Below are 26,197 nucleotides of genomic sequence, written 5' to 3'. Positions count from 1 at the left end.
CGGGGAGAGGTTTGGAGAGGGGTTTTTAGTATCTTTCATGACTTTCCAAACATCCTCTTATACCAATTTAAGAAAAGAATGCGACAGATAGAAATCAGGAAAGTCTTACTGGAGCTAGATTTCTTAATTGCGTTAGCGCAGCGTTAGCGAGCCTGAGAGCGTCATTGCGAATTGGTATTAGTATCAGGAGTCAGAATCAGAGAAATACTGAGCTTTGCAGACTAAACAACAGAAAAAATAATGCGATCGCAGATTTACTCAACTCGTTTAACTCAGTTCCTTCCTGCCAAAATTTGTGCAGCACTTAAATTCAAATCAGGGAAAGTCGCAGAAATAACCCGTTCCTCTCCTCGGAATGCAACAGCATCGTAGAAACCTTCTACTAACGTGCATACTGTTACTACCTGTTGAAGATGATCAACAATCCAATATTCAGGAATTCCGCGCACTGCATACTCAGAACGCTTGTGGCGATAATCTGTCGTTTGAGTCGATTCGCTGACAACTTCTACAACCAATATGGGAGGAGTTTCATCAAGTTCAATCACAGCTTCTCGATTCAACATTGCTTCCCACTGCACAGTTAATAACACCACTACATCTGGAATGCGTGAAGTATCCCAACGTCCCCCGCGTGGCGATCGCACTCCCACAGAGAACTTTTGTGCTGTCCAATTCTTACACATCTTGGCACTTTCATCATCAAAAGTTCTTTCTAAAAACTTGGAAATACTGTCATGTTTGCCAGTACCAAGACTCATGGGGATAAGTTCTCCATCTACTAATTCATATTGAGTATCTTTGCCATCACTATACTTGAGATACTCTGCAAAAGTTAGTTTCTTAGTAGTTGCAGTCATAGCGATGATTTTAGCTCCTGCTTCCAACTATAACAGTCACAGTAAAAGTTCCCAAAAATCTAGTATTGACTATCTTCCTTGTCCCCTTTGTCCCCCTTGTCTCCCTTGTCTCCCTTTTCACCCTCACTAAAATTGCCGTCTCACCTTCATCCTTGACTTTGCAATTTTTTCATTTCATACTGCACATCTAAAGCAATCTGTAATGCTTCATTTAATAACTTGCCATGTTCACTCGCTTTTTCTGTAACTTGCATTGTTGCCAAAGCGGCTAAATTATTGGCAAATAATTCAGCATTATGAATAATAAAATTCTTATTTTCGCGCAGAATTCTTTCGGTTTTCAAAGCTCGTACTAAATCGGCTCTAGTAAATTGCAATGCAGCAATTACTTTTTCTCGTTCTTGAATACTAACTTCGTGGTTTCCCGCCGCTTCTATTTGGTCATTAATATCTATGGCTTTAATCACTGCATTATATCGGTCAACATCATTTAAGAGAATGTGCAGAGAACTAGTCATATTCTCTTTTAATATTTTCTGAATATTGCGCCACAGCAAATAGAAAATTAACTGTATGCCAGCACTACCGAAAAAACACATTAATAGTAGTAATATCCAAGACGGAATCGTGAGCCAATTGGCAAATAATTTAATAATAATATCCAGAATTAAATAAGTGAAAACAAATATAGAAAAGCTAATAAAGACTACTGTAGCGCCTTCAGAACCTTTCATTTTATATACCAATTGTTTACTAAATTCTTTTAGAGGATTAGTAATTAAAACTAGTTGATATTTGACAGGCAAATTAGTGAGTTGTTGTAATTCTTTTTGACTAATTTCTAAGCCCTGTAAATCATCACGCACAGCTTTCCCCATAATTAGCTACATAGTCATTTAATACAATATAACAATCAAATTTCCAGATTGCTAAATCAAATGTCATTTTGGCAAGAATTTTTTACTTCGAGAAAGTTAGTATAAAAACACTAGTTTTGCTTCCGCAGAAGTACTTAAAAAATGAAATATTACTAAATATTAGGCTGTCCAGAAAGTAATACAGTGATGATAAAATCCATGATAAAAATTGATACCCAAGTAGTAACAACTGCCGTTGTGGCTGATTCTCCAACTTCCTTTGCACCGCCTTTTGTAGTTAGTCCCCAACTGCAACCATTAACAGCCACCAAAATTCCAAAAATGAATCCTTTTAACAAAATAATCATTAAATCTGAGGGTTCTAAAAAATTTCTGACTGATTCTAAAAAGGCTTCTGGAACAATCTGGTAAAACTGTGATGCAGCAAATACACCGCCTATGATGCCGATAATTAAAGCAAAAATCATCATTAAAGGCATCATCAAACAGCAGGCGATGACTCTAGGTAGTACTAAATAATCTATCGGATCAGTTCTGAGCATGTAAAGTGCATCGATTTGTTCTGTAACACGCATTGCACCCAACTCAGCCGCAAAAGCAGAACCGACTTGTCCTGCAAGAATACTAGCCGTCAAAATAGGTGCTAATTCTCGGCAAAAAGCCAAAGCAAACGCACCCCCCACCGCACTCACAGCACCAAATTGAACTAATTCTCTGGCGGTTTGAATTGTAAAAATCATCCCCGCAAAACCACTCACCAGCAGCACTGGCGAGATAGAACCAGGCCCGGCTGTCACCATGTGTTCTAGAATTTTGCGATAGTAAGCTTTTCCCTGAAGCAAATGAAGTATAACTTGACCAAACAGCAAAATAGCCGCACCACAACGTACAATCCATAATTGTTCGAGATTTTGTTTCGGGGGCAATTTCCCCTCCTTCAGACTGAGTTTTGACACAGAATCATTGGGAATAAAAGATATCGCAGTTCTGTTTGATATGTGGATAAAAGAGACAAGGGAGAGAAACGCACTTTGCTGGTAGGGAAGTGCTTGTCCACACTTTTGCAGTTATACACCTTAATCAAATAGATTTTTTATTTGTTTTGAAGTTTAGCAAAACAAACTCAAAAATTATTTTGCATACTGCACTACATCCTGAAAAGCTGGCAGTCTGATGGTGGTTATACTCTAATTATGCAGGGTAATTGCTGGTTTGGGCTGATTTTTTAGCAAAATATCATAAATAGACCAACTATCTAAGGTAAGAGAATTTATTTAAAAAATGTAACCTTTTAGCTAGTTGTTGAAATTTAGTAATTTTTGGAAATATTAACTATAGATGTAGCAGCGATTTGTTACTTCTAATATTACTAAATATCATGCAGCAGGAAGATTACTGAATTACTTAAAGGAAGTATTGTTTTAGCTCATGAACGGCAATGAGCTTCCTAGTATGAAAAGCCTGTGGTTTTTCATGTTGGGTGAATTTGTCATGTCTGGGAATATTTGAATTTTTCATATTTCTACTTTGTTTTGGAGGAAATTTTCATGGGTAGTTTACTTGGTTGGTCATTAGCACAAACAACTTTGGTGGTTTTAGGAGTAGCAACGGCGGCATTTAACCCCATAGTAGTTTCGGCACAAACAACAGAGCCATCGGTGACACCTGCGCCATCGGTGACACCTTCTCCAACTGCTGCTAGTAATTTTTCTGATGTGAGTACAGATTACTGGGCAACTCCTTTTATTCAAGCGTTAGCAGCCAGAAATGTCATTTCGGGATTTCCAGATGGTTCATTTAGGCCGAATCAAGCTGTAACTCGTGCCGAATTTGCAACAATGATTCAAAAAGCTTTTAATCAAAATCCAGTTCGGCAAATTAGTGCGGGTGGGTTTACAGATGTACCTGCTGGCTATTGGGCGGCTCCGTCAATTCAAGAAGCTTACGAAACTGGGTTTATGACGGGATATCCTGGTAATGAGTTTCGCCCTAATTTGCAAATTCCCAAAGTTCAGGCGATCGCAGCTTTGTCTAGTGGTTTAAATTTAAATACTAGCGGCAATGCTTCTGATGTTCTCACCACTTACTATACAGATGCTTCAACAGTTCCTAACTATGCAGTCAACACTGTAGCTGCGGCGACTCAAGCTAACATTGTTGTCAATTATCCCGATGTTAAACAACTTAATCCCCAAGTTCCTTTAACTCGTGCTGAAGCTGCAAGTTTGTTGTATCAAGCCTTGGTTAGACAAGGACAAGCCCAACCTCTGGCTAGTAATGTGACGGCTGCTAATTATATAGTGGCTGGCAATACTGGTAATACTCAAACTGGTAACGATATTGTTTCCGTCGCCGCATCTAATAATTCTTTTACTACCTTAACAACTTTATTACGGACAGCAGGTTTAGCTGAAACTCTACAACAACCAGGCCCTTATACAGTGTTTGCGCCTACAGATCAGGCGTTTGCTGCTTTGCCTGCTGGTACTATTGAACAGCTACAACGGCCAGAAAATAGAGAAGTGTTAGTGAAAATTCTCAGATATCATGTGGTTCCTGGCTCATTAACTTCTAGTCAACTGACACCAGGCGAATTGAGAACGGCTGAGGATCAGTCTGTAAATATCAAGGTGGACAGTGCAAATAATCAAATCGCTGTCAACGATGCACGAGTGATTCAAGCGAATGTTCAAGCTAGTAATGGTGTGATTCACGTTATTAATGAAGTTCTAATTCCACCCAACTTGAATGTGAGTCAACAACCACCAGACAACAATCAAACTACTCCTGGAAGCACAACTACGGATATTGAGGCTGGTAGAGCTACCCGTGGCGGTTCTAGTTATATTGGTGTTGCTGGTAACATCGGTTTGGGTGGAGACTCCGCTTTAAGTGAAGGAAATATTGCCGTAATTAGTAAAGTCGGGCTAACTAACTATATTTCTGTACGTCCTTCCGCCGTCTTTGGTGATGACACTGTGGTTTTAGTACCTGTAACCTTTGACTTTTTACCTCGTTCTGTTAATCCCACAGGTGAGCAACGTTTTCCTGTTTCACCTTTTGTTGGTGCTGGTGTCGCTATCGAAACTAGCAATGATGCTGATGTTGGACTGTTGTTAACTGGTGGTGTGGATGTACCGTTAGGCGATCGCTTTACCCTAAATGGTACTGTCAATGCTGCTTTTTTAGATCAGACTGATGTTGGTTTACTCTTCGGTATTGGTTACAACTTTTAATTCAATACGGTGTATTGAGGTTTAAAACAGATGGCGATCGTTTGTCTTTGCGGATGGGCGATCGCTTGCTCTTCCAAAGCGGATGATTGTAATTGTAGCATGAGGATAATTATCCCTGTCTTGGGGTTAATGATGGCGATCGCTTTTGCTATTTTCCGCAATTTTAGGTGCATCAGACATTAAAATTCCCCTCTCCGCGTTGGAGAAGGGATGGGGAATAGATCATATCAATTGCAAGTTTTGTCAGGCGGGCAATGCTCAAGATTAGTGTAAACTCTAATTCTTACGTCATTAGCATTGCCTACCCTACATTTGGAGAATTATCTACCGATACCAACGTATTGGAAACCTGCTCTTACCATTGTTTCAGGGTCGAGGAAGTTACGACCATCAATCACGACAGGGTTGTTCATCAGTTGTGCCATTTTGGCATAATCTAGCTGGCTGAATTGTTGCCATTCGGTTACGAGAACCAAAGCATCACAACCATCGGCGAGTCTTTCGGCATCAGTTTCTACCAAAACGCCAGACAACCCATGACGCATCCCGGTTTGAGAAATAATGGGGTCGTAAGCTTTAACTTTGGCTCCTAAGCGGTTGAGTTGCTCAATTAAGTTGAGGGCGGGTGCATCGCGCAAGTCGTCGGTATCGGGTTTGAAGGTTAAACCAAGCAAGCCGACTGTTTTACCTTTGAGGATTTTTAGAACTTGCTGAAGTTTTTCCAAAGCAATCAAACGCTGACGTTCGTTAACGCTGACGGCTGATTTGAGTAGTTGAGCTTCGTAACCATAATCATCAGCAGTGTGAATCAAAGCGGAAACATCTTTGGGGAAGCAGGAACCACCCCAGCCAATGCCGGCTTGTAAGAATTTGTTACCGATGCGGGAGTCTAAACCAATGCCTTTAGCTACTTGAGTCACATCAGCACCAACGCGATCGCAAATGTTAGCAACTTCGTTAATAAAACTAATCTTGGTAGCCAAGAAAGCATTAGCAGCGTATTTAATCATCTCTGCTGAACTGAGGTCTGTAACTAGTACAGGTACAGGTGGTAAAGATTGGTCAGCAGCAAACTTGCGCTCGACAATGGGGGCATAAAGTTCTTGCATCATAGCGACCGCTTTTGAGCTATTGCCGCCTAAAACAATGCGATCGGGGTTAAAGGTATCGTATACTGCTGAACCTTCACGCAAAAACTCTGGGTTGCTGACTACATCAAAATGTGCAGCCAGTTCTGGCAATTTGTCATCGCTAGGCACACCACCTGCTGGTACCAGTGATTTTTGGCGTTCTGCAATGCCATCTAAAACAATCATTCTTACCCAGTCACCAGAACCAATGGGGACTGTAGATTTGTTGACGATGACTTTATAACCGCCATTGAGATTAGCACCAATTCCACGGGCTACAGCTTCAACATAACGGGTATCACTTTCACCAGTGGGTAGAGGTGGTGTACCCACTGCAATAAACAGAATTTCACCGTGGGCGACACCAGCCGCGAGATCGGAGGAAAACTGAATATTGCCTGATTGAATGGCAGATTGCATAATTTCCGAGAGTCCTGGCTCGAAAATTGGTGATTGCCCAGACTTCATCAATTTGACTTTTTCTTCGTTGTTATCGATGCAAACTACATCATGGCCAATGTGAGCCAAGCAAGCACCTGTAACTAAACCAACGTATCCAGTACCAATTACGCAAACACGCATCTTATTAACTCCTCGCTTTCTTGGGGTGATTCTTCAAAAATGAAGTTGTCCATACGACATTTACACGCCGTTGATGAACTAATGATTCAAGTACAAGCTATGAATTCAACCTAGCTTGTACTCTGATTCAGAGCAGTTTGATCCACTGCGGGGAAGCTTAAATCCTAAGTATCACTTTTTAGGCGATCGCGGAAATCCTCTACTGTCAGTTTTAACCCCTCTTGCAGAGGAATGGTAGGTTCCCAATTTAACCAAGTTTTTGCTCTGCTAATATCAGGGCGACGGCGGCGAGGATCATCTGAGGGTAGTGGTTCAAATTTAATCTCGGCATCGGGATTCACCAAATTCTGCACAGCCTGAGCCAATTCCAGGATTGTGTATTCGTCAGGATTACCTAAATTGATGGGGCCAGTAAATTCACAATTCATCAACCGCATCAGTCCTTCTACTAGGTCAGACACGTAACAAAAACTACGTGTTTGTGTACCTTCACCATACACAGTTAAGGGAATACCCCGTAGTGCTTGAACTACCAAGTTGCTGACTACCCGCCCATCATTTTCCAACATCCGTGGCCCGTAGGTGTTAAATATTCGGGCTACGCGAATTTCAACTTTATTTTGTCTGTAGTAGTCAAATGCTAAAGTTTCCGCAATTCTTTTACCTTCGTCGTAACAAGAACGCAAGCCAATGGGATTAACATTACCTCTGTAGTCTTCAGTTTGGGGATGAACTTCTGGATCACCGTAAACTTCGCTAGTCGAAGCTAACAAAAATCTAGCTTTTACACGTTTAGCTAACCCCAACATATTCAGCGTTCCCATAACGTTAGTCTTAACGGTTTTCACTGGGTTGTACTGATAATGTACTGGCGAAGCTGGACAAGCTAAATGATAGATTTGGTCGACTTCTAAACGAATTGGCTCAGTAATATCGTGGCGGATCAACTCAAAGTTTGGGTGTCCCATCCATTTGAAGATATTTCGCTTAGTACCTGTATAAAAATTATCCAAGCAGATTACTTCATGCCCTTGGGGTATTAATCGATCAATGAGATGGGAGCCAATGAAACCAGCGCCGCCCGTCACCAAAATTCTCATAGTTTTCCTGATATTTACAGATACTAGTAGTGGCTGTTTAGCTTGTTTTTAGAATACCCAGCCGAGATACAAAAATGCAGGGCGAACACAGCTAAATTTTAGTAATGTATTTTATGAGTGACTAACTTTGTTATGTATGCAATTTTGTTACATGAATACTTACTTGCTGGACAATTCTTCTAGCAAAATAGCAAACATCACTGAAGGCTTGAGCATTTTTACCGGAGAATTCATGAAATCTTCAACAAAATTTAGCTGCTTGTAAAACCAAAATTATAATCAGTAATAGCTTTTCATCTATCTGAAGTTACAAAATTGCCGACTGCAAGTGATGGATTAGGGAAATGTCTTAAATCATAAAACTCTTGTTAGCAATGGTTTTAGATATGTTTGTGACTTGGGTATTTTCAGAGGCTTTCAGGATGACAATCGAGCAAGTCAGGTGCTTGACGATTTGAGTCGTTAGATCACTCGTGACCAAGCCGCCAGGGATATAATAGTTACGGACAAAAGGTAATACCACCAAATCATACAATCTGGCTGCCTGTAAAATTGCCTGGGCAATATTTTCATGAGCAATCATTTGAATTTCTGGGGGATTTGGCAGGGCTAATTGGGAGACTAAAACTGTTAGTTGCGATCGCCTAGCGGCAATTTTACTAGAACTGATGCGGCGATCGCACACATTTAAAACTGTGACTTGGGCTTGATTAGCCTCGGCCAACGTTTGGGCAAACTTGACAGCAGGCAATACAGGCGAAGTTAAATTTTCTAATGGAACGAGAATGCGCTGAATTTTTTGGGGGGATTCTACCAGACATGTGACCGCTACCGCACAGTGGGAAGCCCACAATACACTATCAGTCACATTACCAAATAAACGCGATCGCAAACCAGTCCGTTTACCCCAACCCATAACAATTAAACTGGCTTGCTGCTCTCTTGCGGCTCGGCTAATTCCCGCTCCATAAGCATTATCAATCCGCAGTAGTGGTACTGTTTCAATTTCCCAGCCCAAACTCTGCTCAGTGGCTTTGGCTAATAAACGTTCACTTTTTTGCAGAGATGCTTCTAGTTGTGGTGCATCCATCTGCGCCGCAGCCGTGGCAATATGTAACGGGATAATTTTACTTTTTTCTAAGTGGGCTAATAGCGCCGCCATTTCCATTAAGTACTGCTGCGTATGAGGATTATATATTGGTACAACTATGGTGAAAATACTAGGTTTTTTAACGATTTTGGCTTCAGGTAAATTTACTGTGAGTGTTTCTGGCTGGGGTGTAGGTGTTAAAGCCACAGCTAGGTGATCTGTAAGTACAATCCCTAAAGTTGATGTGATCAATACTAACGCCACTATGCTGAAAAATACTTCTGTAGAGAGCCAGCCAGCACGATACCCTAAAAAAGTCCCCACTAAGGTAATACTGACTTGGGGTAAGGATATCGACCACATAGTAAACATTTCTTGCCAGTTATAGCGATCGCAAAGTTTTGCTAACAACGCCGCTACAAATTTACTAACAATTACACTAACAAAACCTAACAAAATTAACTCTAAAACTGTAACTCGGTTGCTGCCAGCAGGCAAATTAATCAAAACACCAAGGTTAACAAAAAATACCGGAATAAATAAAACACTACCCAAAAAAGTAATTTTTTCTTTAGTGGGATTGTCACCAACTACTGTATTCACTGCCAAACCTGCTAAAAAGGCTCCAACAATTTTTGCAATTCCCAGTAATTGACAACTGATGAGGGCAATAAATACTGATAGCAAGACAAATAAAAATTTATTACCTTCATCGTCTCCAGAACGACGGAAAAATTCTTGTCCAGCCCAATCACAACCCACCCAAACAATTGTTGTATAAATAATTAACCGACCTAAATATGTGAGGATGTAAGATAAACTGAATGTCTCTGTGGGTTGGCTAGATAAGAAAATTGATAATATCAAAACAGCACCAATATCAGTTAATATCGTTGCTTTAATTGAGGTGCTAACGGCTTGATTATTAACCACTCCCAAGCTGCTGAGAATGGGATGTGCCAAAAGGGTATAAGAACTAAATAAACAGCCGATGAATAGAGATGTATTCGACCCCCAGCCGCATATCTTCCCGACTAAGATTCCCATCAGTAAAGGGATAATCAAAGTGAACCCAGCAAATTTCCAAGCTTGTTTTTGACTATGCTGTAATTGGCGCAAGTCTTGTTCTAAACCTACCAAAAACATCAAATAGATTAAGCCAATGTCAGATAGTAGGTGAATGATGGAGTCATCAGTGTGAACTAAATTCCAACCTGACGGGCCAAGTACAACTCCAGAACCAACTAAACCAACTAACCCTGGTATTCTGAGGCGCTCAAACAAAATGGGTACAGCTAAAATCACCAATAGTAAAATTGCCAAAGGAACGATTGGTTCCTGACCCAGATGGAAGTTAGGTTCTAGCGCCAGAACTGATAAGACTGGTTCCATAGGTAGGACTTCAAGTAGCGACGGTAAAACAACGATCGCTTGTTAGGCGATCGCACAATCAAAACAAATCATTATAAAAGCCACCCTGATAAATGACAAAACAGTTTATTTGAGATTACTTAAGTAATTTTTCATAAAATAACTACCTATGGGTGTATTTGACTCAAAATAAACCGTAAGCGGTCATAATCATCTTTTAACAATACACTCAGCATTCGTCCCGCTTTCACCAGCCATTCTCTGTCAGCTTTGCGTAACTGATAAACATCTCGAATAGCTGCGGCGGTTAAAGACTCAACTGGCGCACCATTTACAGACAATAATGTCCGTAAAAAATCTAATTCTTCTGTAAATTTAATAATTGCTTCCGCTTCGCAGCGATAAACCGCTTGGTGAATTTGCGGTGGGCGCGGTGGTAAATACTGATATATCCGGGGAGTTGCTGCGGAATTTTGGGTAGGCGGTGAAAAACCAACAATCGCCGCCCGAAATTCCGTTTTGAGCATAGCAAATATCTGGGGTTGTTCTTCTCGTAATTCCTGCAATGACAAACCCATCGCCACAGCCCGGTGCACAGAATCTATCGGCATAGTTGTGGCATAAGAAACCACAGCATAAACTTGATTTCCAGACTCTTCATCTACAGCACAAACCCAACTACCAAAAGGTGGCATAGCCGGAAAGCTTAAATCCTCTGGTTCCAAGCATTGTGCCAGAAATTCAGTAGTATTAGTCTCAATCACCTCCGCAATGTGGCTGGGGTGGCGATCGCTTGTCGCAAATTGTGGTAGAGGAAGACGCATGATAGTGCTGAGTGCTGAGTGCTGAGTAAAAAGTCAATAGTCCAAGGCTTGTTGACTATTGACTAAAAGCTTATTTTGCTTTTTTGCGTCCTGCTGTGGTGTCTACAGGTTCCAACTCTGACAGGCGAAAGGTAATTAATTTATCCCAATTGCCACCTTCAAACAATACAGCTACCTTGCCATCACTTACCCGTTGTACGAGTCCTTCATAGCGATAGTAGGTATCTGCGGGATTTTTAACACGAACAGTTGCTCCAGGCAGAATCATGATGTTTACCCTCGCTGGTTTACTGTTAATAGCTTAATACTTGTCCTTTGTCATTGGTCATTTGTCCTTTGCATTCCAACTATTGACTCATGACCAATGACTCATAAATAATACTTCTGCTTTTGTCGGAAATTTGCCACCGATTCTACTATTCCTAAAGCGATGAAATTAGTCAGCATTGCAGAACGTCCATAACTCATCCACGGTAGGGGAATCCCAGCGACAGGTGCTAAACCAACGGTCATCCCCACATTGACAATCAGCTGAAATACAATCATCGACAACACACCGATCGCCAATAAGGAACCAAAGTTATCTTTGGCGGTTTGGGCTACGTGCAGCAACCGGAAGCAAATCAAGCAAAAGACAAACAGTACTACTAAACAACCCACAAACCCAAATTCTTCACCCACGGCAGAGAAAATAAAGTCTGTATGCTGTTCCGGGACGAAATTAAGTTGAGTCATCGGCCCTTTAAACAAGCCCCATCCCCAAATTTCACCCGCACCAATGGCAATCCGTGATTGAATCAGGTGATAGCCTGCGCCCAAAGGATCATGATCGGGATTAATAAATACGGTGAGGCGGTCTTTTTGATACTCTTTTAAAACATGATTCCAAGCAAAAACACCGAGTTCACCACCGCAAATATTCAAAATCCAAGAGCCAAGCGCACCCAGACCAAATCTTCGCCAAGGAAGTGTTTGCCAGCCTACAATTGCCATTGCAAATGACCAAACTACCCCTAAAGGCCCTAAAGCTAATTCTTTAAATAAGATAATTGGCTCCGATAAAGGCCAGTAAATACTAAACAAAATTGCGGAAATGACTGGAGAAATGAACAAGATCAGCCAGCCAGGATTGGCATTAGCCCAATACAACATCCCTAAAACGATCGCTCCAAATACCAAGGATGTCGCCAAATCTGGTTGTAAAAAGATTAATGCCCAAGGAACGGCAGTAATCGCCAAGGCGCGAAAGACGTTATCTAGGGAAGAAGCTGTCCGCTTGTGTAATAAGGCGGCGAGGGTAATAATAATGCCGATTTTGGCAAATTCCGATGGTTGGACATTAAAACCCGCGACGCTAATCCAGCGTTGTGCGCCTTTCGCACTCGTACCAGCCACCATCACCGCAATCAAACTCAAGTTAGTCAGACCATAAGTAATCCAATGCCACTGGAGTAGATTTTCGTAGCGGATGCGGGCTAAAAACAACGCGATAAAAGAGCCAATTCCCGCTACCAACCAATGCCACCACCAATCTGTAACAGGCTGTTTGAGTTCTGTACTAAGAATCATCAGACCGCCAAACATACTGGCTGCCACAGGTAAAAAAAATAATAACCAATCTACTTGTTGCCAAGGTTTAACCCAAGACTTCCAGCGAACTTTGGGAAGCGAACGTTTTAACAACATTGTTGTGATTTTAGAATTTAATTTGGAGAGTTAAATTTACTGAGTAAAAGAATTTAGGAGACAGTAAGTAAAATTCAGGAGGAGTTGACAAACCTGTGAATTTATTTCACAAACCAAAATACTTTTTCACTATAATTCCGCATACTTAAACAATGAGAAATTCTGACTTCTGAATTTTAACTTCTAAATTCTCAATTCATAATCTGTATTCCTAGGCAATTGCCCAGGAATCAGACAAAATTAAAAATTTATGCCGTCAGCGCAGCAACTGATACTTTACCGGCGATAGTCAGGGCGATCGCTTTTAAGGCTTTAGCCGAAGCCGAATCTGGTTGAGACACCACAATCGGCACACCACTGTCACCACCAACTCTAGTAGAAATTTCCAAGGGGACGCAGCCCAATAAAGGCACTCCCAATTCTGTAGCAGTTTTTTCACCACCACCAGAACCGAAAATATCGTACTGTTTATCTGGCATATCCGGGGGAATAAAGTAACTCATGTTTTCTACTATTCCCAAAACCGGGACGTTCATTTGCTGAAACATCCGTAATCCTTTCCGAGCATCTAATAAAGCGACAGTTTGTGGTGTAGTCACAATTACAGATCCCGCCATTGGTACAGCTTGGGCTAAAGTTAACTGAGCATCACCCGTTCCCGGTGGCATATCCACAATTAAATAATCTAGTTCGCCCCATTCCACTTGATAAAGAAACTGGCGAATCACACCATTCAGCATCGGCCCCCGCCAAATCACCGGCTGGTCTTTGTCAATCAAAAAGCCCATTGAGACTAATTTGACTCCGTGATTAAAGGCGGGTTCTAACACTTCACCTTTGTCTGTGGAACGGACGGTAATTTGAGCATCTCCTAGCCCCAACATGGTGGGATCGTTGGGGCCGTAAATATCAGCATCCAGCAAACCAACTTTCGCACCTGTTTGGGCAAGGGCGACGGCGACATTCACCGCCACTGTGCTTTTACCGACACCACCTTTACCACTGGAAACTGCCAAAATATTTTTGATCCCAGGCACCCCATTGCGATCGGGGACATTTTTTTGCTGGGGTGTTTCGGCTGTGACTTCTACCTTGACTTCCGTCACGCCTGGAAGTTTTTTAACAGCTTTTTCACAATCTTCGACAATAAATTCACGCAAAGGACAGGCTGGTGTGGTCAAAACCAAAGTAAAGCTCACCTTGCCACCGTCAATGTTAACGTTGCGAATCATATTCAGTTCTACCAGACTCTTACGGAGTTCTGGGTCTTGCACAGGCCGCAATACTTCTAAGACAGAACGGGAATCAAGGACATCGTACATAGTGTTTTCAGCATTACCGCCGTAAAAAATTTAAGAAATTTTTATTCTTACCTAATAGAATCTTAACTTTGTTGGGGAGTGGGGAATAGGGAGTGGGGAGTGGGAGTCAAAGATGAAAAAATAATTTTCGCCGTACCAAATTTCGGCTTTGGCTTCTAACCTCCAACCCCTACTCCCAACTCACCACTCCCCACTCCCTCATTTCTAAAAATCAAAACAACCATCATTCAAAGGTTTTTTCTTACTAGATACCGCTTGCACTGCGGCATTTTCTACGGCTTCAACTAAAGAACGTGCCACCCGATCGGCATAGGGGCGAGAAAATGACCAAATCAGGGGAGAGAGCCAGCCTTTGAGGGTGACAGAATAAGACAAACAAGTTCCACACACCGTAGATTCCACTTGATAAGTAATTCTCTCTTCCACGCCAGGAATTGCCAGCACTCTCACACTCAACAGTTCTCTGGGATTGACTCGTTCTACAAAGATGCGGATAGGAAAGGGCGAAACGCGAGTGACTGCTTGGTAAATTAATCCGGGTTTGGGGACTAATCCGTAGGGGACATTCGTACTTTTGAGTAGGGGATGCCAGGATACATCGGTTAAGTCAACTACTTTTTGCCACAGTTCATCTACAGAAGCGTCACTAATCTCTCGATACGTCCTGACTAAAGACGCACAAAAGCGCCGACGTTTGCGGTGGATGAATTTTGATAACCAACCTCGCATTTGCCTTATCCTCCTCGCTACAGACTTGCTGGTAACTCTGGTCTGGTGAGCAATCATAATTGCCCTGACTTAACATTTCTCAATATTGGTTGCGGCATAGCAAGTACCAATTAGTCACAGATGATAACAAGGTTGCTAAGGCTGGAAACCGAGGCTTGCAGAGCATCACCATCATCAGTACGGCATATACTAACTTGCCAGAAGTTGAGCTAACACCAGAATGTTCCCATCAAGAAGTACAAAAAAAACTGAGTCAATATACAAGCCTATACGCATTTGAGGGAAAATAACTCTAGTCATACACATCAATCGTTTAAAAGTGTGACAACTAAGAAAAAAGTAGTTTGAGTAAGTCGAGCTAAAAAAACAGTTCTTATTGTCTACCAATTTTTAACGGAAAATTTCTGGGTTTTTGGCAATTGTAATTAAGGTTCGGGAATCTCTATGTTGACTAATTCGCACACCCCAACAGTAAAAGCAGCCTCATCCAAGTTCTTGCCGCCAACGGATGCTAAGGCGAGGGTGAGTCAGTTTATGAAACAGCTGCAAGACGAAATTACCCAAGCGTTGACCGAGTTAGATGGTGTGGGTAAGTTTCAAGAAGATGCTTGGGAACGTCCAGAGGGTGGTGGTGGGCGATCGCGTGTACTGCGTGAGGGCAGAATTTTTGAACAAGCAGGTGTAAATTTTTCTGAAGTTTGGGGTTCTCACCTGCCGCCCTCGATTTTAGCCCAACGTCCAGAAGCGGAAGGACACCAATTTTATGCTACAGGTACTTCTTTGGTGTTACATCCACGCAACCCTTATGTCCCCACAGTTCACTTAAACTACCGTTATTTTGAAGCTGGCCCCGTTTGGTGGTTTGGTGGTGGTGCTGACTTAACACCTTATTACCCCTTCGCCGAAGATGCAGCCCATTTCCACAAAACTGTGAAACAGGCTTGTGACGAACACCACGCCGAATATTACCCAGTATTTAAGCTGTGGTGTGATGAGTATTTTTATCTCAAACATCGCAACGAGACACGGGGTGTTGGCGGTTTGTTCTTTGATTATCAAGATGGTCAAGGTACTTTATATCGCGGCCCCAACCCCCAAGGCCCAGCAGCAAATTACAGCGACCAAGTAGGAGTAGTAGGGCAACGGACTTGGGAAGATTTATTTGCTTTTATCAATAGCAGTGGAAGAGCTTTTTTACCAGCTTACGTACCAATTGTAGAACGGCGACATGAAATAGAATATGGCGATCGCGAGCGCAACTTCCAACTCTACCGACGCGGCCGCTACGTGGAATTTAACTTGGTTTACGACCGTGGCACCATTTTTGGACTCCAAACCAACGGCCGCACCGAATCCATTCTCATGTCCTTACCGCCCTTAGTACGCTGGGAATATGGTTATCAGCCAGAACCCAATTCCCCCGAAGCCGAATTGTATAATACTTTCCTCAAGCCGCAAGATTGGATCAATTGGACAGCAACCCCCTAAGATCACATACAATATAATCCCCCCAAGTGAAATTTATCTGCCGAGAAAGTTCAGTATTGGGTGCGTTGTATAGGAATATAAAATTTTGCATATTCGTTACTTGGCACTCAGAGCTTTCAACTCAGCACTTTCATTAGTACTCAGCACTTTTTTAGTGAGTTACACTACTAAAGGTAAGCACCTAGTAAATAGGTGACTATTTTAGCTATAACTTGTTTATCTCAAGTGTCAGCACTGGATAGTCCTCTTAAGCGGTGAGTCAACTAATTTACCAAGTTTCTGTCAAGCTTTCGTGCCTCCGAAAGTCAGAATTACCAAAAAAGTAAGTTGTTTGACTCACCAATCTCAGGCTCAATCCAGCAATAGTCAATTTGAAAATGAGTGCCACGGGGATTTTTAGTGATAAAAATAGATCAAACAACCTATACCACCCAGGACGGTAACACCGTCATAGTTTTAGCACCAGCTGGTCGTCTGGATATCACCACAGCTTGGCAGTTTCGCTTAAAGTTGCAGGAATGTATTTCTAAGTTGAGTCGCCATGTCGTGGTGAATCTTGGGCAAGTAAATTTTATTGATAGTTCTGGCCTCACCTCTTTGGTAGCTGGGATGCGCGATGCGGATAAAGTCAAAGGCAGTTTCCGCATTTGCAACGTACACCCAGAAGCCAAACTCGTGTTTGAAGTTACGATGATGGACACAGTATTTGAAATTTTTGAAACAGAAGAGGAAGCCTTAGAAGGTGTTCCTCGGAGTATTGCCAGTTAATTAAGTGCTGAGTATGAATAACGGCACTAACAACCTGTGAGAAAACTGCTCAAGGCTAACAGTTAGGCTTTTTACTCAGCACTCAGCACCATCAAGAGAATACTGTTCCCGTTTAGTGTAGCGATAAGGCCCTAAAATCGCTCCCCAAGTTGCTTTGCCAGTTTCCGAGTCAATGCCTTTGTCGTAGCTGTAAAATTCTGCTGCTGTAGCTGCAAACCCCAAGGAAACTTGTACATTGTTGCCTTGATAATTAAAACAGCAACGAGTCTCGGTTGGTTGCGTAGCGACAAACTTATAGTTTTTGGGAGTTAATTCTTCCTGGGTCAGTGTCAACACACACCCTGGTAATAAATCTAATTGTTCGATTGTGAGTGTCTTGAGTAAAGCAGGATTACGACCTGCGCCACTTAAGGCACTTGGATCTTTAAGCATATAGTACTGGACTTGCAAAGGTGCATCCCAATTTTTCCCTGCCATTAACCGCATAATTCGCTGGCGATAAGGGCGGTCTAAGTTGACAATATTCGCTTGTTCGGCAAACAAGGTAATGCTGTCTTGAGTGAATAAGTTCACAGGTCTTTGCCACATCCGTAAATGGACATACCAAGCAGGTTCGGCTAAAGCTTGTTCTCGATTGTCAAATTCTCCAGCTATATAATTACCCAGAGTAATGAGAAGCGGTGAAAGGCTCATAAATTGAGATGCACAATTCAAAATATTTGGATCAAAAATAATTCGGGAAGCAGAATAAATTCAGTAGGAAACTCAAAGCCATCACTGAGGGTATACCGCGAAATAAGCAATTCTCCCTCTGGCTCAAACTGAGTTATTAATTCGCCAATCTGAAAGAATTTGGTGTAAATTCTGCGTTGATCACTTTGATTTCCCTTATGCTACCAAATTAACCAAAGATTCTGATGAGAAAGCCGAACTTGGCAAAGTAGCCTTTAAGGGAGACAATAAAATAACTTCGCCCTTAACATTCTTAATATTTTTTTTGTGAATAACGTCCGTACTGTCTCTGATACCAAGAGAACTTTCTACTCCTTACATACCCGCCCCATCAACACAATCTATCGTCGGGTAGTAGAAGAGTTGATGGTGGAAATGCACCTGCTATCAGTAAATGTTGATTTTAGTTACAATCCAATTTATGCCTTGGGCGTTGTCACAACCTTTGACCGCTTTATGCAAGGCTATCAACCAGAAAGGGACAAAGAATCAATTTTTCAGGCTATCTGTCAAGCTGTAGAGCAAGACTCACAGCGATATAGACAGGATGCTGAAAGGTTGCAAACTTTGGCGAAAGGTTTAGCAGTCAATGATTTAATTGCTTGGTTGAGTCAGGCTAATCATTTAGACCGTGATCCTGATTTACAATCACAATTGCAAGCGATCGCTAACAATTCTCAGTTTAAGTACAATCGCTTGTTTGCCATTGGTCTATTTTCCTTACTAGAACAATCAGATCCAGACTTGGTAAAAGATGACAAGCAACGCAATGACGCAATCAAAACAATTGCGGCTGGGTTGCATTTATCGGAAGACAAACTCAACAAAGATTTGGAGTTATATCGCGCTAATCTAGAGAAAATGTCGCAAGCACTAGCAGTAATGGCAGATATGCTCTTAGCTGACCGCAAAAAACGTGAACAGCGTCAACAGACTGCACCAGCTACTCCCCCTAGTGCTAACGAATAACTAAGCATTGTTAGAGATGGTTTATTAAGTAAACCTTAAATTCTAGGGTGCTTTATAGCAACGCTGAACGCACCATCTCTCTCGGTGCGTTAAGGCTAATTCTGACTCTCTTAAGTTCCAAAATCCTTGTATAGCTGTAACACACCCTACTTAATATTTACTTTATAAATGGCCTCTTAACAGAGATCGTCTGAATCCTGAATAATTGATTCAGATACTTTTTTTCAATCTTTGGGAGGGAAAGCAATTTTGTTACCCTCTGGAGTGCTAATTACCTTTCCTCCCAAAGCCTCAATTTCTCTTATAACTCTTTTGCGAGTTTTTTCATCTACTCCATTATTTAATATCATTGCCCAGGTAGCAATTCTGGCGTACCTACTATCGGGATTTTGGCTCAAAAATAAAGCTGTTTGATGAGAATTTTGAGTTATGTATTTACTTTCTGGATCGGAATAGTTATTGGCCCAATTAGCTGCCATACTGAAAGAATTTTGTGCAGCCTGATCATTTCCTAAAAATAATAATTCATCAATACCTTTATAACGCCATATATAGTAAGATTTTTCTGGAACTTGGGGAGTCATACTACGTAAACCCTCTTCCATTAATTTAATTGAGCGTTCTGGCATAGCAGCATACAAAGAAGTACTCGTAGAAAGCCCGACATAAGCTCCTAAAAATCTTGGGTCATGTTTAATAATAATATCAAAATATTTTGGGCTAAGACTGTAACCTGTTTTTTCTCGTACTTCATCATCACCAAAGTACTGTAAGAAATTGAGATAAACCCAATTAGCCATCAAATTGTCGTAGCCAAAACTGGGTATCTCTTTTAATAAATTTAACCGGAGATGTTCAGCTTTGATATCTTTTTGTAAAACCTCTAACGAAATATCTTGTTTGTTAGTTAATAGTAATTGTAATCGAGGGAATTGCAGGGCGCTAATTCCTAATAAGCTAAAACAGAATATTAAAGGTGTAATTAAAGCTTGATATGATAAACGCAGCATAGATAACCTGACAGTATATTTTTGTCACTGGAAGCATAATATTTCCGTAAGTAATACTGTAACCCAGATTGTTGCGTTGGGCGATCGCAACCCAAATTATCATATTCCGTAAAATGCGATCGCGTTTCCAAGTAATCAATGCCTGCTCAATTGCATTCTGTTGTTCATCCGTAGTCAAATGTTGTGGTACTTGGATGTAAAAGCGGCTTTTGCAAGTAATCATTACCGAACAAACCAGAGGTTGCTAACAATAAGACAAACTCAAACCCGTTTATTATGTTACATATATCGTGTCAGTTGAACACGGTAACGGTCTTTTTTAGTAATCGCCACGTCGCCCACTTCTAAACGCCCTTTACCGCGAATAGCAACTAAATCACCAGATTTGACTTGAAAACTAGCTTGGGTAATTTCCTTCCAGTTAACGCGCACATCGCCACCATCGATTAAATCTACCATTTTGCTGCGAGACATGCCAAAACCAGCACTGGCGATCGCATCTAATCTTAAAGAAGCTTCTACAGTTGTTAATTCTTTTTTCTTGGGTTCCCGAATTTTTAACTCGCTAATGTCAATTGGTTGGGTTTTTACGGGAACTGAGCGTACTTGTTGCAGATTCATCTCTAAAAATTCTGCCATTTCCGGCACAACGATTACCTGCGCTCCTCGCTCGCCTAAAACAATAATGTCTCCTGTCTTCTCCCGCACAATTCCGGTTCCCAACATTGCACCTAAAAAATCACGGTGACTAGCGGTATCGAATAAAAAATTACCCGCAATTTCTAAAGCCACAATAGCCACTTGTGATTGATCTAAGGGAATTTCTCCACGAGCGATCGCAATTCGTTGGCGTTCAGCTTGGGGATATCCACCCCAAGCCAATAACTGCACTTCAGTTAATCGATTAAAAACCCGTTGAATTTCTGCTAATTCTGGCGGAGACAAAAAATCCGTCAACACCACTTCCCAAGTTTTGATCGCCTGTTCCGCCTGATCAATCACACGCGCAACAGTATCTCGATTTTCTACACCCTTTAAAAGTTCTTCTCGTGGCAACATTATTAAAAGTCAATTGTCAATGGTCTTTGGTTAAGCTTACACCCGTTTCTCACACCTACACCCCTGCACCCTTCCACCCCTGTTTCGCCTTATTTAGCGTCAGCGTAACCTTGAATATTTTCTGGCTCAAACTGACGTAGTATTCTGGTGGCTTGGCGAGTCAGAGTTTCCGAACCCTGAACCACGATTAAATACTTACCAGCATCCAAGCGGTTGCGATAAGGTAGCGCATCTCCACTACCTGTAATCAAACCTACTCCACCACCAACAAACACAGCACCCATAGCGCCACTACCAGCCCCCAGTAATCCCCCAACAACGTGATTACCAATTTCACCAGCCCAAGCAAAGGTATTTAACCCAGTGATGAAACTGAAGGTAAAACCAGCAAAAAAACCAAACGGTACTAACCAAAATGTCATCAGTTTTGCTTGCTTCTTAGCTTGCTCTTTGGGATCAATCAAACCAAACTCGTCAGCAGTTTTATATCCCCTACCTAAGATTGTGCTATTGATGCTGTCTTTTTCTAGTGCTAAATAAGCAGCTTCAGCTTGGATACGGTCTGGTAATACAGCAACAAGGTAATTCATTGATCTAACAACAGTTTCCTGAAAGAAGTTCGCCTTAATTAACAGGGTATCAGGAAAAAAGTGCTGAGTGCTGAGTCTGAAGTGCTGAGTGCTGAGTAAAATTTCTCCCCCTGCTCCCTGTCTGCCTTCTGCCTTGGTCGCCGAGCGTTCGCGCAGCGTCTCCGACAGGAGAAGTCGAGGTGCTACTCCCCACTCCCTACTTCCAACTTAATCCCATCCAGTGGTTCACAAAAATTGTTCACACCTTGCTTGAGGACGTAGATTAAAACTGGTGTCGCCAAAATTTTAGGGAAAGTGGGCATTGTTTTGAGATGTGCCATCATCCCTAAAATCGAGCTATTTAACAATTCTTCTCTAAATTCTGATTCACAAATTACCGCCCGCCACTTTTTCGCCAAAGCATCCAACCATTCAGAATTTGCTTGTTCTGGTTCTTGTCCGGCTTTGATAGCGAGTGTCATAGCTGCATCTTCTAAATCTCCTTCACAGTCTTCAATCAAATCCAGTGCTTCCATAGCTACAGGATCATCTGCTAACTGAGAACGAAATAAGGCAATTTCTTGAGATGTCACTTGAGTCATGAGTAGTCTGTAGTCAATAGTCCATAGTCAATAGTCTAGAGTCAATAGTCCAGAGTTAAAAATTTCAACTCCAGCGATATAACAGTAGTCCAGGTGGTTAAGACATCAGTGAACAATCAAACTTATGACAGTCAAAGACTTTTAACTCTATCACCTGTAACCTGCTATCACTATTGACCATTGACCATTGACTAATTAACGAAATGACCTAATAGTAACTGCACGCTGTAATCGAGCTAAGGCCCGGTTGTAATTTAAGATAGCGGTGACTCGATTACCTTCTGCTCTTGTTAAGTCAGTTTCGGAGTTAATCACATCAGTTTGCGTACCCACTCCAGCTTGGAAGCGTAACCGCGCCAGACGTAGAGCTTCTCTGGCTTGTTCTAAGGCTGTGTTAGCGGTTTGCACGTTGTCTAAATTAGACCGTTGGGTAGAAAAAGCCTGTTCTACTTGGAAGCGGATTTGGTTACGCTGCTCGGCAAAGTTGGTTTCTGCGATCGCAATATTGGTTTTGGCTTGAGATGCTCTAGCCCGTGCTGCACCACCATCAAACAAGTTCCAACTTGCTCTCACCCCAACAGAATAACCATCAGTAATGCTGACACTATCGTCAAACTGATCCAACAAGTTGTAGTTAGCAATAAAACTCAATTGTGGTAAATTCGCTGCTAAGGCTTGTCGGCGCTGTTGTTCGCTAATTTTCCGTTGTGCCAACTGCTGTTGTAGTTCTGGACGGTTTTGAAACGCCAAAACAATACTTTCTTCTAATGACCGATTCCACAAACCAGCTAACTGCACTGTATCTGCCGCACTAATAGTAATATCTTGTGGCAAACTCAGGGTAGTGACTAACTGTCGTCGGGCTATTAGCTGATTGGAAATTGCATTAGTTAAGTCTTGTTGAGCATTGGCTAAGTTAACTTGCGATCGCAAAACATCAAAGCGAGTCCCAACACCCGCACGCTCTAAGGCTTCCGCATCACGCAAACTCGCTTGAGCATTTTCTACGGCTGACTGGTTAATCCGTACTTGCTCATCGGCTTCTTGCAAGTCGTAATACTGGGTAGTCACATTCAGGCGAATTTCCTCAGACTGACGTTCCACATCCAATTCATTGAAACGTACCTGTTCCTCAGCTTCTTTAATCGCCGCTTGCCGTCTTCCCGAAGTATAAATGTTATACGTCAACTGCGCCTGACCATTGAAACCAGTGCTAGGTTCATCACTGTTAGAACTTAACCCAGCTCGCCCGTTTAACGTATCTTGTAGCTGACTAGAAGCCGACTGACTGCGAGTAATATCCGCATTCAAATCCAACGTCGGATACAAAGCGGCTTGGGCTTCCCGTAAAGCTCCTCGACTGCGTTCTAACTGCAATACCGATATCTGTAGTTCTCGATTATTCCGTCGCGCTACCGCCAAAGCCTGTTCTAAAGAAATTGGTTGATTACCTTGAACAGTCACTTCCTCGGCTTTTGTCGGAAATTGCAGAGGATTCGCCGTCGGAATCAAGTTTTCTGGAACTTGGACAGCATCAGTAGCAGCTGGACTAGCATTACTGGGCTGGGGAGCATTGGCAGGTTCTACAACAGGCGTTGGACTAGTATTACTGGGCTGGGGAGCATTAGCAGGTTCTACAACAGGAGTTGGACTAGCTGTTGGTGCTGTCTCCACTGGCGTAGCACCAGAATCACTAGTACTCGGCACAGTTGTCGCGTCTGGCGCTGCTTCCGTCAGTTCTGGTGCAACTGTATTGTTTTGTGCCGTTAGCTCTCCAGTTAATTTTTGCTGCTCACAACCTCTAGAGTACAAAGATAGCGCCGTCGATATCCCGATTTCTTGTGAGCAACTGCGTGCTGCTAACAATTGCGCCGCCCCTGCACCCTTAAATACCGTTGGTTGGGCTATGGGCAACTGAGTTTTTAAATTTGGCTGTGATGCTGCGGACTGTTGAATCGAAGATAAGAAAACAGGTTTTTTTTGAATAGCAGAAACTGGGAAAGTAGCAGAATTGACAGATGTATGATTAAACTTCTCTCTCGCCGCAGTCGCTGATTTTTTGGGTTTTTGAATTCTGCGTGCATTACGCGGCTCTGACTTTGGAGAAAAATTCAAAGTCGGTGTCGAATTGGCAAAACCAACTGGATGTTTCTGAGGTATTTGTGCCAGTGTCATACCAGTATTTTCTGTCGATGTGCCTGGGTGACTTTGACTATTTAAAGTAGGCACATTCAAGGCAGTAGACTCAGAATTAGAGCCTGCATCTGGAAACATCTGGTTTGCAGTTTTAGGCAGTTGAGTGTTATCTGCTACTATGTTATGACTTTCAGTTAAAGTCACAACACTAGGCGCAGGTTTTTGTTGTACGTTACTTACTTTTACTGTGTTAGCCAAGGCGGGTTGGGCTGTTAATACCGCCATTGTTACGCCAGGTAAGAAAGTATGAAATAATTGCTGTCTGTTATGAAATAATTGCTGTCCTTTCACCGCATCCCCTCACACGAAAATCAATCTAGCGGCAGAAACCTTTTCTTCACCACAGAATATAGCACGATACTAAATTGAAGAAGGGATATAGCACGATACCAAATTTAGGAATCGGTACTCCTTTTGTCTTCAAAACTTCTGACTATGCGAGAAAGTTCTGCCTTTTCGTCGATGCTAACGCGGGTAGGCGCACCACTCACAATCCGTTCATAATTCCTGAAAGAATCTTTAATTTCTGGGCCGTCAGCCGTAATATTATACTCACGAATTCCCTTATCGTGCCAGGAACCTCGCATTTTAAACACGTTAATTGCCCGCGACATTTCCCCACGAATTTCTACGTACTGCAACATCAAAATTGTGTCAGTAATTGTAGAAATATGTGAGTCAGTAATAGAATGAGAACCCATAAATTGGTCAGTTGTATTGGTAAAAAAGCCAGTGATTTCTTCTTGTTTGGCATAACCAGTTACACCAATCACAAACTGACGAAAAGCGTTATTACTGACACCTCTGGCTAAAGCTGAAAGTGAATCAATGGCTATTCTTGCTGGTTTAAAGTTAGCAATTTCTGACTTAATAATTTGCAAGTGATCTTCTAAACCAGTTGATTCGGGATAAGTACAAATGATTTTGAGTAACCCCTGATGTTCTAATTCTTCAAAATCAATTCCCCAAGAAGAAGCATTCCGTGAAAGTTGAGCGCGTGATTCTTCGTAAGCAAATAAAATGGCACGTTCACCATTCACACAACCATCTTGTAAAAATTTACTTACAAGTAATGTTTTCCCAGTACCGGTTGCTCCTGTGGCTAAAATAATCGAATCTTTAAAGAAACCACCACCACACATTTCATCCAGTGTTTTGACACCAGAGGAAACGCGGACATTAGAAGACCTTTGAGTTAAGCGCATTGCGCCCAGAGGAAAGATGTTGACTCCAGCATTAGTAATGGTAAAAGGATACTCACCTTTCATGTGGGTTGTACCCCGTAACTTGAGAATTTCTGTCGTTCGTCGCCGACGTTCTCCTTCTAGTACATTCCGCACAATTACCACGTTATCCGAAACAAATTCCTCAACTCCAAAAGAAGCCACAGGTCCATATTCTTCACTTCGTTCTGTGGTAATGATGGTAGTAACATTCAACTGTTTCAGCCGAGCTACCAAGCGGAAAATTTCGCGTCTGACGACTCCCACTGCTTCATATTGTTGAAATACGGCGGTAATCGAATCAATAGACACACGTTTGGCTTTATATTTCCGAATAGCATATTGTAGTCGCTCAATTAATGCCGAAAGGTCAAAATTACCGACAATATCTTGACCTTCAGGATCTGGTGAAGCATCGAGAATGAATAACTTACCTTCATCCATTAAGCGTTGTAAGTTCCAACCAAAAATATGAGCATTTTTGATAATGTCGCTAGGCGATTCTTCAAAGGTGACAAATACACCAGGCTCATCAAAATAAGTAATGCCGTTATATAAAAACTGAAGGGATAATAAGGTTTTACCTGTACCAGAGGTGCCACTAACCAAGGTAGTTCTACCGACTGGTAAACCACCATGACTAATATCGTCAAACCCCTCGATCATTGTGCGGATTTTTTCTACACCACCAATTGGTGTCGGGTTCTGCTCTTTTTGCTCGTTTTCACTCATTGCCTGATCATAAATAGGGCTTTTAACCCAGTTTTTCTCTT

General features: G+C 41.9%; 25 protein-coding genes. 5 read left to right on the top strand and 20 right to left on the bottom strand.

The window, feature by feature from the left end; translation table 11 throughout:
• Positions 1-272: 272 nt before the first annotated feature.
• From H6G79_RS22015 to H6G79_RS22005, 3 genes are all read right to left on the bottom strand, one after another.
• Positions 273-860, bottom strand: a complete 588-nt coding sequence (locus H6G79_RS22015) for a Uma2 family endonuclease (protein WP_190591940.1) — start codon at positions 858-860, stop codon at positions 273-275.
• 146 nt (positions 861-1,006) lie between these two features.
• Positions 1,007-1,738, bottom strand: coding sequence for a hypothetical protein (locus H6G79_RS22010; protein ID WP_190591939.1), 732 nt, complete (start codon positions 1,736-1,738; stop codon positions 1,007-1,009).
• A gap of 152 nt (positions 1,739-1,890) precedes the next feature.
• A complete protein-coding gene (locus H6G79_RS22005) occupies positions 1,891-2,664 on the bottom strand; it encodes an ABC transporter permease (protein ID WP_190591938.1) in 774 nt (257 codons plus the stop codon).
• Positions 2,665-3,285: 621 nt separating this feature from the next.
• Here H6G79_RS22005 and H6G79_RS22000 point away from each other — a divergent pair.
• Entirely contained in the window at positions 3,286-4,974 is a 1,689-nt protein-coding gene (locus H6G79_RS22000) for a fasciclin domain-containing protein (RefSeq protein ID WP_190591937.1), read from the top strand.
• Here H6G79_RS22000 and H6G79_RS21995 read toward each other — a convergent pair.
• The 9 genes from H6G79_RS21995 to H6G79_RS21955 all read right to left on the bottom strand — a co-directional run bounded on the left by H6G79_RS21995 (position 4,971) and on the right by H6G79_RS21955 (position 14,808).
• Positions 4,971-5,147 carry a hypothetical protein gene (locus H6G79_RS21995; RefSeq protein ID WP_190591936.1) on the bottom strand — a complete coding sequence of 59 codons (177 nt, stop codon included), beginning with the start codon at positions 5,145-5,147 and terminating at the stop codon, positions 4,971-4,973. The genes H6G79_RS22000 and H6G79_RS21995 overlap by 4 nt on opposite strands.
• 147 nt (positions 5,148-5,294) lie before the next feature.
• Positions 5,295-6,686, bottom strand: a complete 1,392-nt coding sequence (locus H6G79_RS21990; protein ID WP_190591935.1) for a UDP-glucose/GDP-mannose dehydrogenase family protein — start codon at positions 6,684-6,686, stop codon at positions 5,295-5,297.
• A gap of 164 nt (positions 6,687-6,850) precedes the next feature.
• On the bottom strand, positions 6,851-7,786 hold the full coding sequence (locus H6G79_RS21985; RefSeq protein WP_190591934.1) for a UDP-glucuronic acid decarboxylase family protein: 936 nt from the start codon (positions 7,784-7,786) through the stop codon (positions 6,851-6,853).
• 349 nt (positions 7,787-8,135) lie between these two features.
• On the bottom strand, positions 8,136-10,268 hold the full coding sequence (locus tag H6G79_RS21980) for a cation:proton antiporter (RefSeq protein WP_190591933.1): 2,133 nt from the start codon (positions 10,266-10,268) through the stop codon (positions 8,136-8,138).
• A 146-nt stretch (positions 10,269-10,414) separates the two neighbouring features.
• Positions 10,415-11,071, bottom strand: a complete 657-nt coding sequence (locus H6G79_RS21975) for an HAS-barrel domain-containing protein (protein WP_190591932.1) — start codon at positions 11,069-11,071, stop codon at positions 10,415-10,417.
• A 70-nt stretch (positions 11,072-11,141) separates the two neighbouring features.
• Positions 11,142-11,339: an NAD(P)H dehydrogenase subunit NdhS gene (locus H6G79_RS21970; RefSeq protein ID WP_190591931.1), complete on the bottom strand. Its 198-nt coding sequence runs from the start codon at positions 11,337-11,339 to the stop codon at positions 11,142-11,144.
• A 101-nt stretch (positions 11,340-11,440) separates the two neighbouring features.
• Complete coding sequence (gene rodA, locus H6G79_RS21965; protein ID WP_190591930.1) at positions 11,441-12,757, bottom strand: rod shape-determining protein RodA; 1,317 nt, start codon at positions 12,755-12,757, stop codon at positions 11,441-11,443.
• A 248-nt stretch (positions 12,758-13,005) separates the two neighbouring features.
• Positions 13,006-14,079, bottom strand: coding sequence for an Mrp/NBP35 family ATP-binding protein (locus H6G79_RS21960; RefSeq protein ID WP_190591929.1), 1,074 nt, complete (start codon positions 14,077-14,079; stop codon positions 13,006-13,008).
• Between the two features lie 204 nt (positions 14,080-14,283).
• Positions 14,284-14,808, bottom strand: coding sequence for an SRPBCC family protein (locus tag H6G79_RS21955; RefSeq protein ID WP_190591928.1), 525 nt, complete (start codon positions 14,806-14,808; stop codon positions 14,284-14,286).
• Positions 14,809-14,897: 89 nt separating this feature from the next.
• On the opposite strand from H6G79_RS21955, the gene H6G79_RS21950 reads away from it, so the two are divergent.
• The 3 genes from H6G79_RS21950 (at position 14,898) to H6G79_RS21940 (ending at position 17,064) form a co-directional block, all read left to right on the top strand.
• Entirely contained in the window at positions 14,898-15,098 is a 201-nt protein-coding gene (locus tag H6G79_RS21950; protein WP_190591927.1) for a hypothetical protein, read from the top strand.
• A gap of 154 nt (positions 15,099-15,252) precedes the next feature.
• Entirely contained in the window at positions 15,253-16,296 is a 1,044-nt protein-coding gene (hemF, locus tag H6G79_RS21945; RefSeq protein WP_190591926.1) for an oxygen-dependent coproporphyrinogen oxidase, read from the top strand.
• Positions 16,297-16,695: 399 nt separating this feature from the next.
• Positions 16,696-17,064, top strand: coding sequence for an STAS domain-containing protein (locus H6G79_RS21940; protein WP_190591925.1), 369 nt, complete (start codon positions 16,696-16,698; stop codon positions 17,062-17,064).
• A 75-nt stretch (positions 17,065-17,139) separates the two neighbouring features.
• Here the strand turns inward: H6G79_RS21940 and H6G79_RS21935 are convergent, their stop codons facing one another.
• Entirely contained in the window at positions 17,140-17,757 is a 618-nt protein-coding gene (locus tag H6G79_RS21935) for a chromophore lyase CpcT/CpeT (protein ID WP_190591924.1), read from the bottom strand.
• A 306-nt stretch (positions 17,758-18,063) separates the two neighbouring features.
• On the opposite strand from H6G79_RS21935, the gene psb29 reads away from it, so the two are divergent.
• The gene (psb29, locus tag H6G79_RS21930) at positions 18,064-18,765 is read left to right on the top strand and encodes a photosystem II biogenesis protein Psp29 (RefSeq protein WP_190591923.1); all 702 of its coding nucleotides are present in this window, start codon (positions 18,064-18,066) and stop codon (positions 18,763-18,765) included.
• Between the two features lie 224 nt (positions 18,766-18,989).
• Here the strand turns inward: psb29 and H6G79_RS21925 are convergent, their stop codons facing one another.
• The 7 genes from H6G79_RS21925 to kaiC all read right to left on the bottom strand — a co-directional run bounded on the left by H6G79_RS21925 (position 18,990) and on the right by kaiC (position 26,156).
• Positions 18,990-19,775 (bottom strand): hypothetical protein, encoded by a 786-nt coding sequence (locus tag H6G79_RS21925; RefSeq protein WP_190591922.1) that lies wholly within the window; start codon positions 19,773-19,775, stop codon positions 18,990-18,992.
• A complete protein-coding gene (locus H6G79_RS36905) occupies positions 19,723-19,998 on the bottom strand; it encodes a hypothetical protein (protein ID WP_242048511.1) in 276 nt (91 codons plus the stop codon). Before H6G79_RS36905 ends, H6G79_RS21925 begins: the two co-directional genes overlap by 53 nt.
• A gap of 56 nt (positions 19,999-20,054) precedes the next feature.
• A complete protein-coding gene (locus H6G79_RS21915; RefSeq protein WP_190591921.1) occupies positions 20,055-20,834 on the bottom strand; it encodes a photosystem II S4 domain protein in 780 nt (259 codons plus the stop codon).
• Between the two features lie 89 nt (positions 20,835-20,923).
• The gene (locus H6G79_RS21910; protein ID WP_190591920.1) at positions 20,924-21,424 is read right to left on the bottom strand and encodes a hypothetical protein; all 501 of its coding nucleotides are present in this window, start codon (positions 21,422-21,424) and stop codon (positions 20,924-20,926) included.
• Positions 21,425-21,606: 182 nt separating this feature from the next.
• The gene (locus H6G79_RS21905) at positions 21,607-22,005 is read right to left on the bottom strand and encodes a hypothetical protein (RefSeq protein WP_190591919.1); all 399 of its coding nucleotides are present in this window, start codon (positions 22,003-22,005) and stop codon (positions 21,607-21,609) included.
• A 195-nt stretch (positions 22,006-22,200) separates the two neighbouring features.
• The gene (locus tag H6G79_RS21900; RefSeq protein WP_396019813.1) at positions 22,201-24,492 is read right to left on the bottom strand and encodes a TolC family protein; all 2,292 of its coding nucleotides are present in this window, start codon (positions 24,490-24,492) and stop codon (positions 22,201-22,203) included.
• Between the two features lie 104 nt (positions 24,493-24,596).
• Positions 24,597-26,156 carry a circadian clock protein KaiC gene (gene kaiC, locus H6G79_RS21895; protein WP_190591918.1) on the bottom strand — a complete coding sequence of 520 codons (1,560 nt, stop codon included), beginning with the start codon at positions 26,154-26,156 and terminating at the stop codon, positions 24,597-24,599.
• Between the last annotated feature and the right edge of the window lie 41 nt (positions 26,157-26,197).

It is taken from the genome of Anabaena sp. FACHB-83 (genome assembly GCF_014697485.1).
GTDB lineage: Bacteria > Cyanobacteriota > Cyanobacteriia > Cyanobacteriales > Nostocaceae > Nostoc_B.
The sequence above is the reverse complement of the archived record's forward strand: the minus strand, read 5'-3'. Positions and strand labels throughout refer to the sequence as shown.

Bases quoted from the DNA above. Each gene is read 5' to 3' on its own strand.
- H6G79_RS21985 (WP_190591934.1), bottom strand. From the start codon at position 7,786: ATGAGAATTTTGGTGACGGGCGGCGCTGGTTTCATTGGCTCCCATCTC.
- H6G79_RS21915 (WP_190591921.1), bottom strand. From the start codon at position 20,834: ATGTTGCCACGAGAAGAACTTTTAAAGGGTGTAGAAAATCGAGATACT.
- H6G79_RS36905 (WP_242048511.1), bottom strand. From the start codon at position 19,998: ATGATTACTTGCAAAAGCCGCTTTTACATCCAAGTACCACAACATTTG.
- H6G79_RS22010 (WP_190591939.1), bottom strand. From the start codon at position 1,738: ATGGGGAAAGCTGTGCGTGATGATTTACAGGGCTTAGAAATTAGTCAA.
- H6G79_RS21995 (WP_190591936.1), bottom strand. From the start codon at position 5,147: ATGCACCTAAAATTGCGGAAAATAGCAAAAGCGATCGCCATCATTAAC.
- H6G79_RS21970 (WP_190591931.1), bottom strand. From the start codon at position 11,339: ATGATTCTGCCTGGAGCAACTGTTCGTGTTAAAAATCCCGCAGATACC.
- H6G79_RS21990 (WP_190591935.1), bottom strand. From the start codon at position 6,686: ATGCGTGTTTGCGTAATTGGTACTGGATACGTTGGTTTAGTTACAGGT.
- H6G79_RS21935 (WP_190591924.1), bottom strand. From the start codon at position 17,757: ATGAGCCTTTCACCGCTTCTCATTACTCTGGGTAATTATATAGCTGGA.
- H6G79_RS21960 (WP_190591929.1), bottom strand. From the start codon at position 14,079: ATGTACGATGTCCTTGATTCCCGTTCTGTCTTAGAAGTATTGCGGCCT.
- kaiC (WP_190591918.1), bottom strand. From the start codon at position 26,156: ATGAGTGAAAACGAGCAAAAAGAGCAGAACCCGACACCAATTGGTGGT.
- H6G79_RS22015 (WP_190591940.1), bottom strand. From the start codon at position 860: ATGACTGCAACTACTAAGAAACTAACTTTTGCAGAGTATCTCAAGTAT.
- H6G79_RS21955 (WP_190591928.1), bottom strand. From the start codon at position 14,808: ATGCGAGGTTGGTTATCAAAATTCATCCACCGCAAACGTCGGCGCTTT.
- H6G79_RS21905 (WP_190591919.1), bottom strand. From the start codon at position 22,005: ATGACTCAAGTGACATCTCAAGAAATTGCCTTATTTCGTTCTCAGTTA.
- H6G79_RS22000 (WP_190591937.1), top strand. From the start codon at position 3,286: ATGGGTAGTTTACTTGGTTGGTCATTAGCACAAACAACTTTGGTGGTT.
- hemF (WP_190591926.1), top strand. From the start codon at position 15,253: ATGTTGACTAATTCGCACACCCCAACAGTAAAAGCAGCCTCATCCAAG.
- rodA (WP_190591930.1), bottom strand. From the start codon at position 12,757: ATGTTGTTAAAACGTTCGCTTCCCAAAGTTCGCTGGAAGTCTTGGGTT.
- H6G79_RS21980 (WP_190591933.1), bottom strand. From the start codon at position 10,268: ATGGAACCAGTCTTATCAGTTCTGGCGCTAGAACCTAACTTCCATCTG.
- H6G79_RS21910 (WP_190591920.1), bottom strand. From the start codon at position 21,424: ATGAATTACCTTGTTGCTGTATTACCAGACCGTATCCAAGCTGAAGCT.
- H6G79_RS21975 (WP_190591932.1), bottom strand. From the start codon at position 11,071: ATGCGTCTTCCTCTACCACAATTTGCGACAAGCGATCGCCACCCCAGC.
- H6G79_RS21925 (WP_190591922.1), bottom strand. From the start codon at position 19,775: ATGCTGCGTTTATCATATCAAGCTTTAATTACACCTTTAATATTCTGT.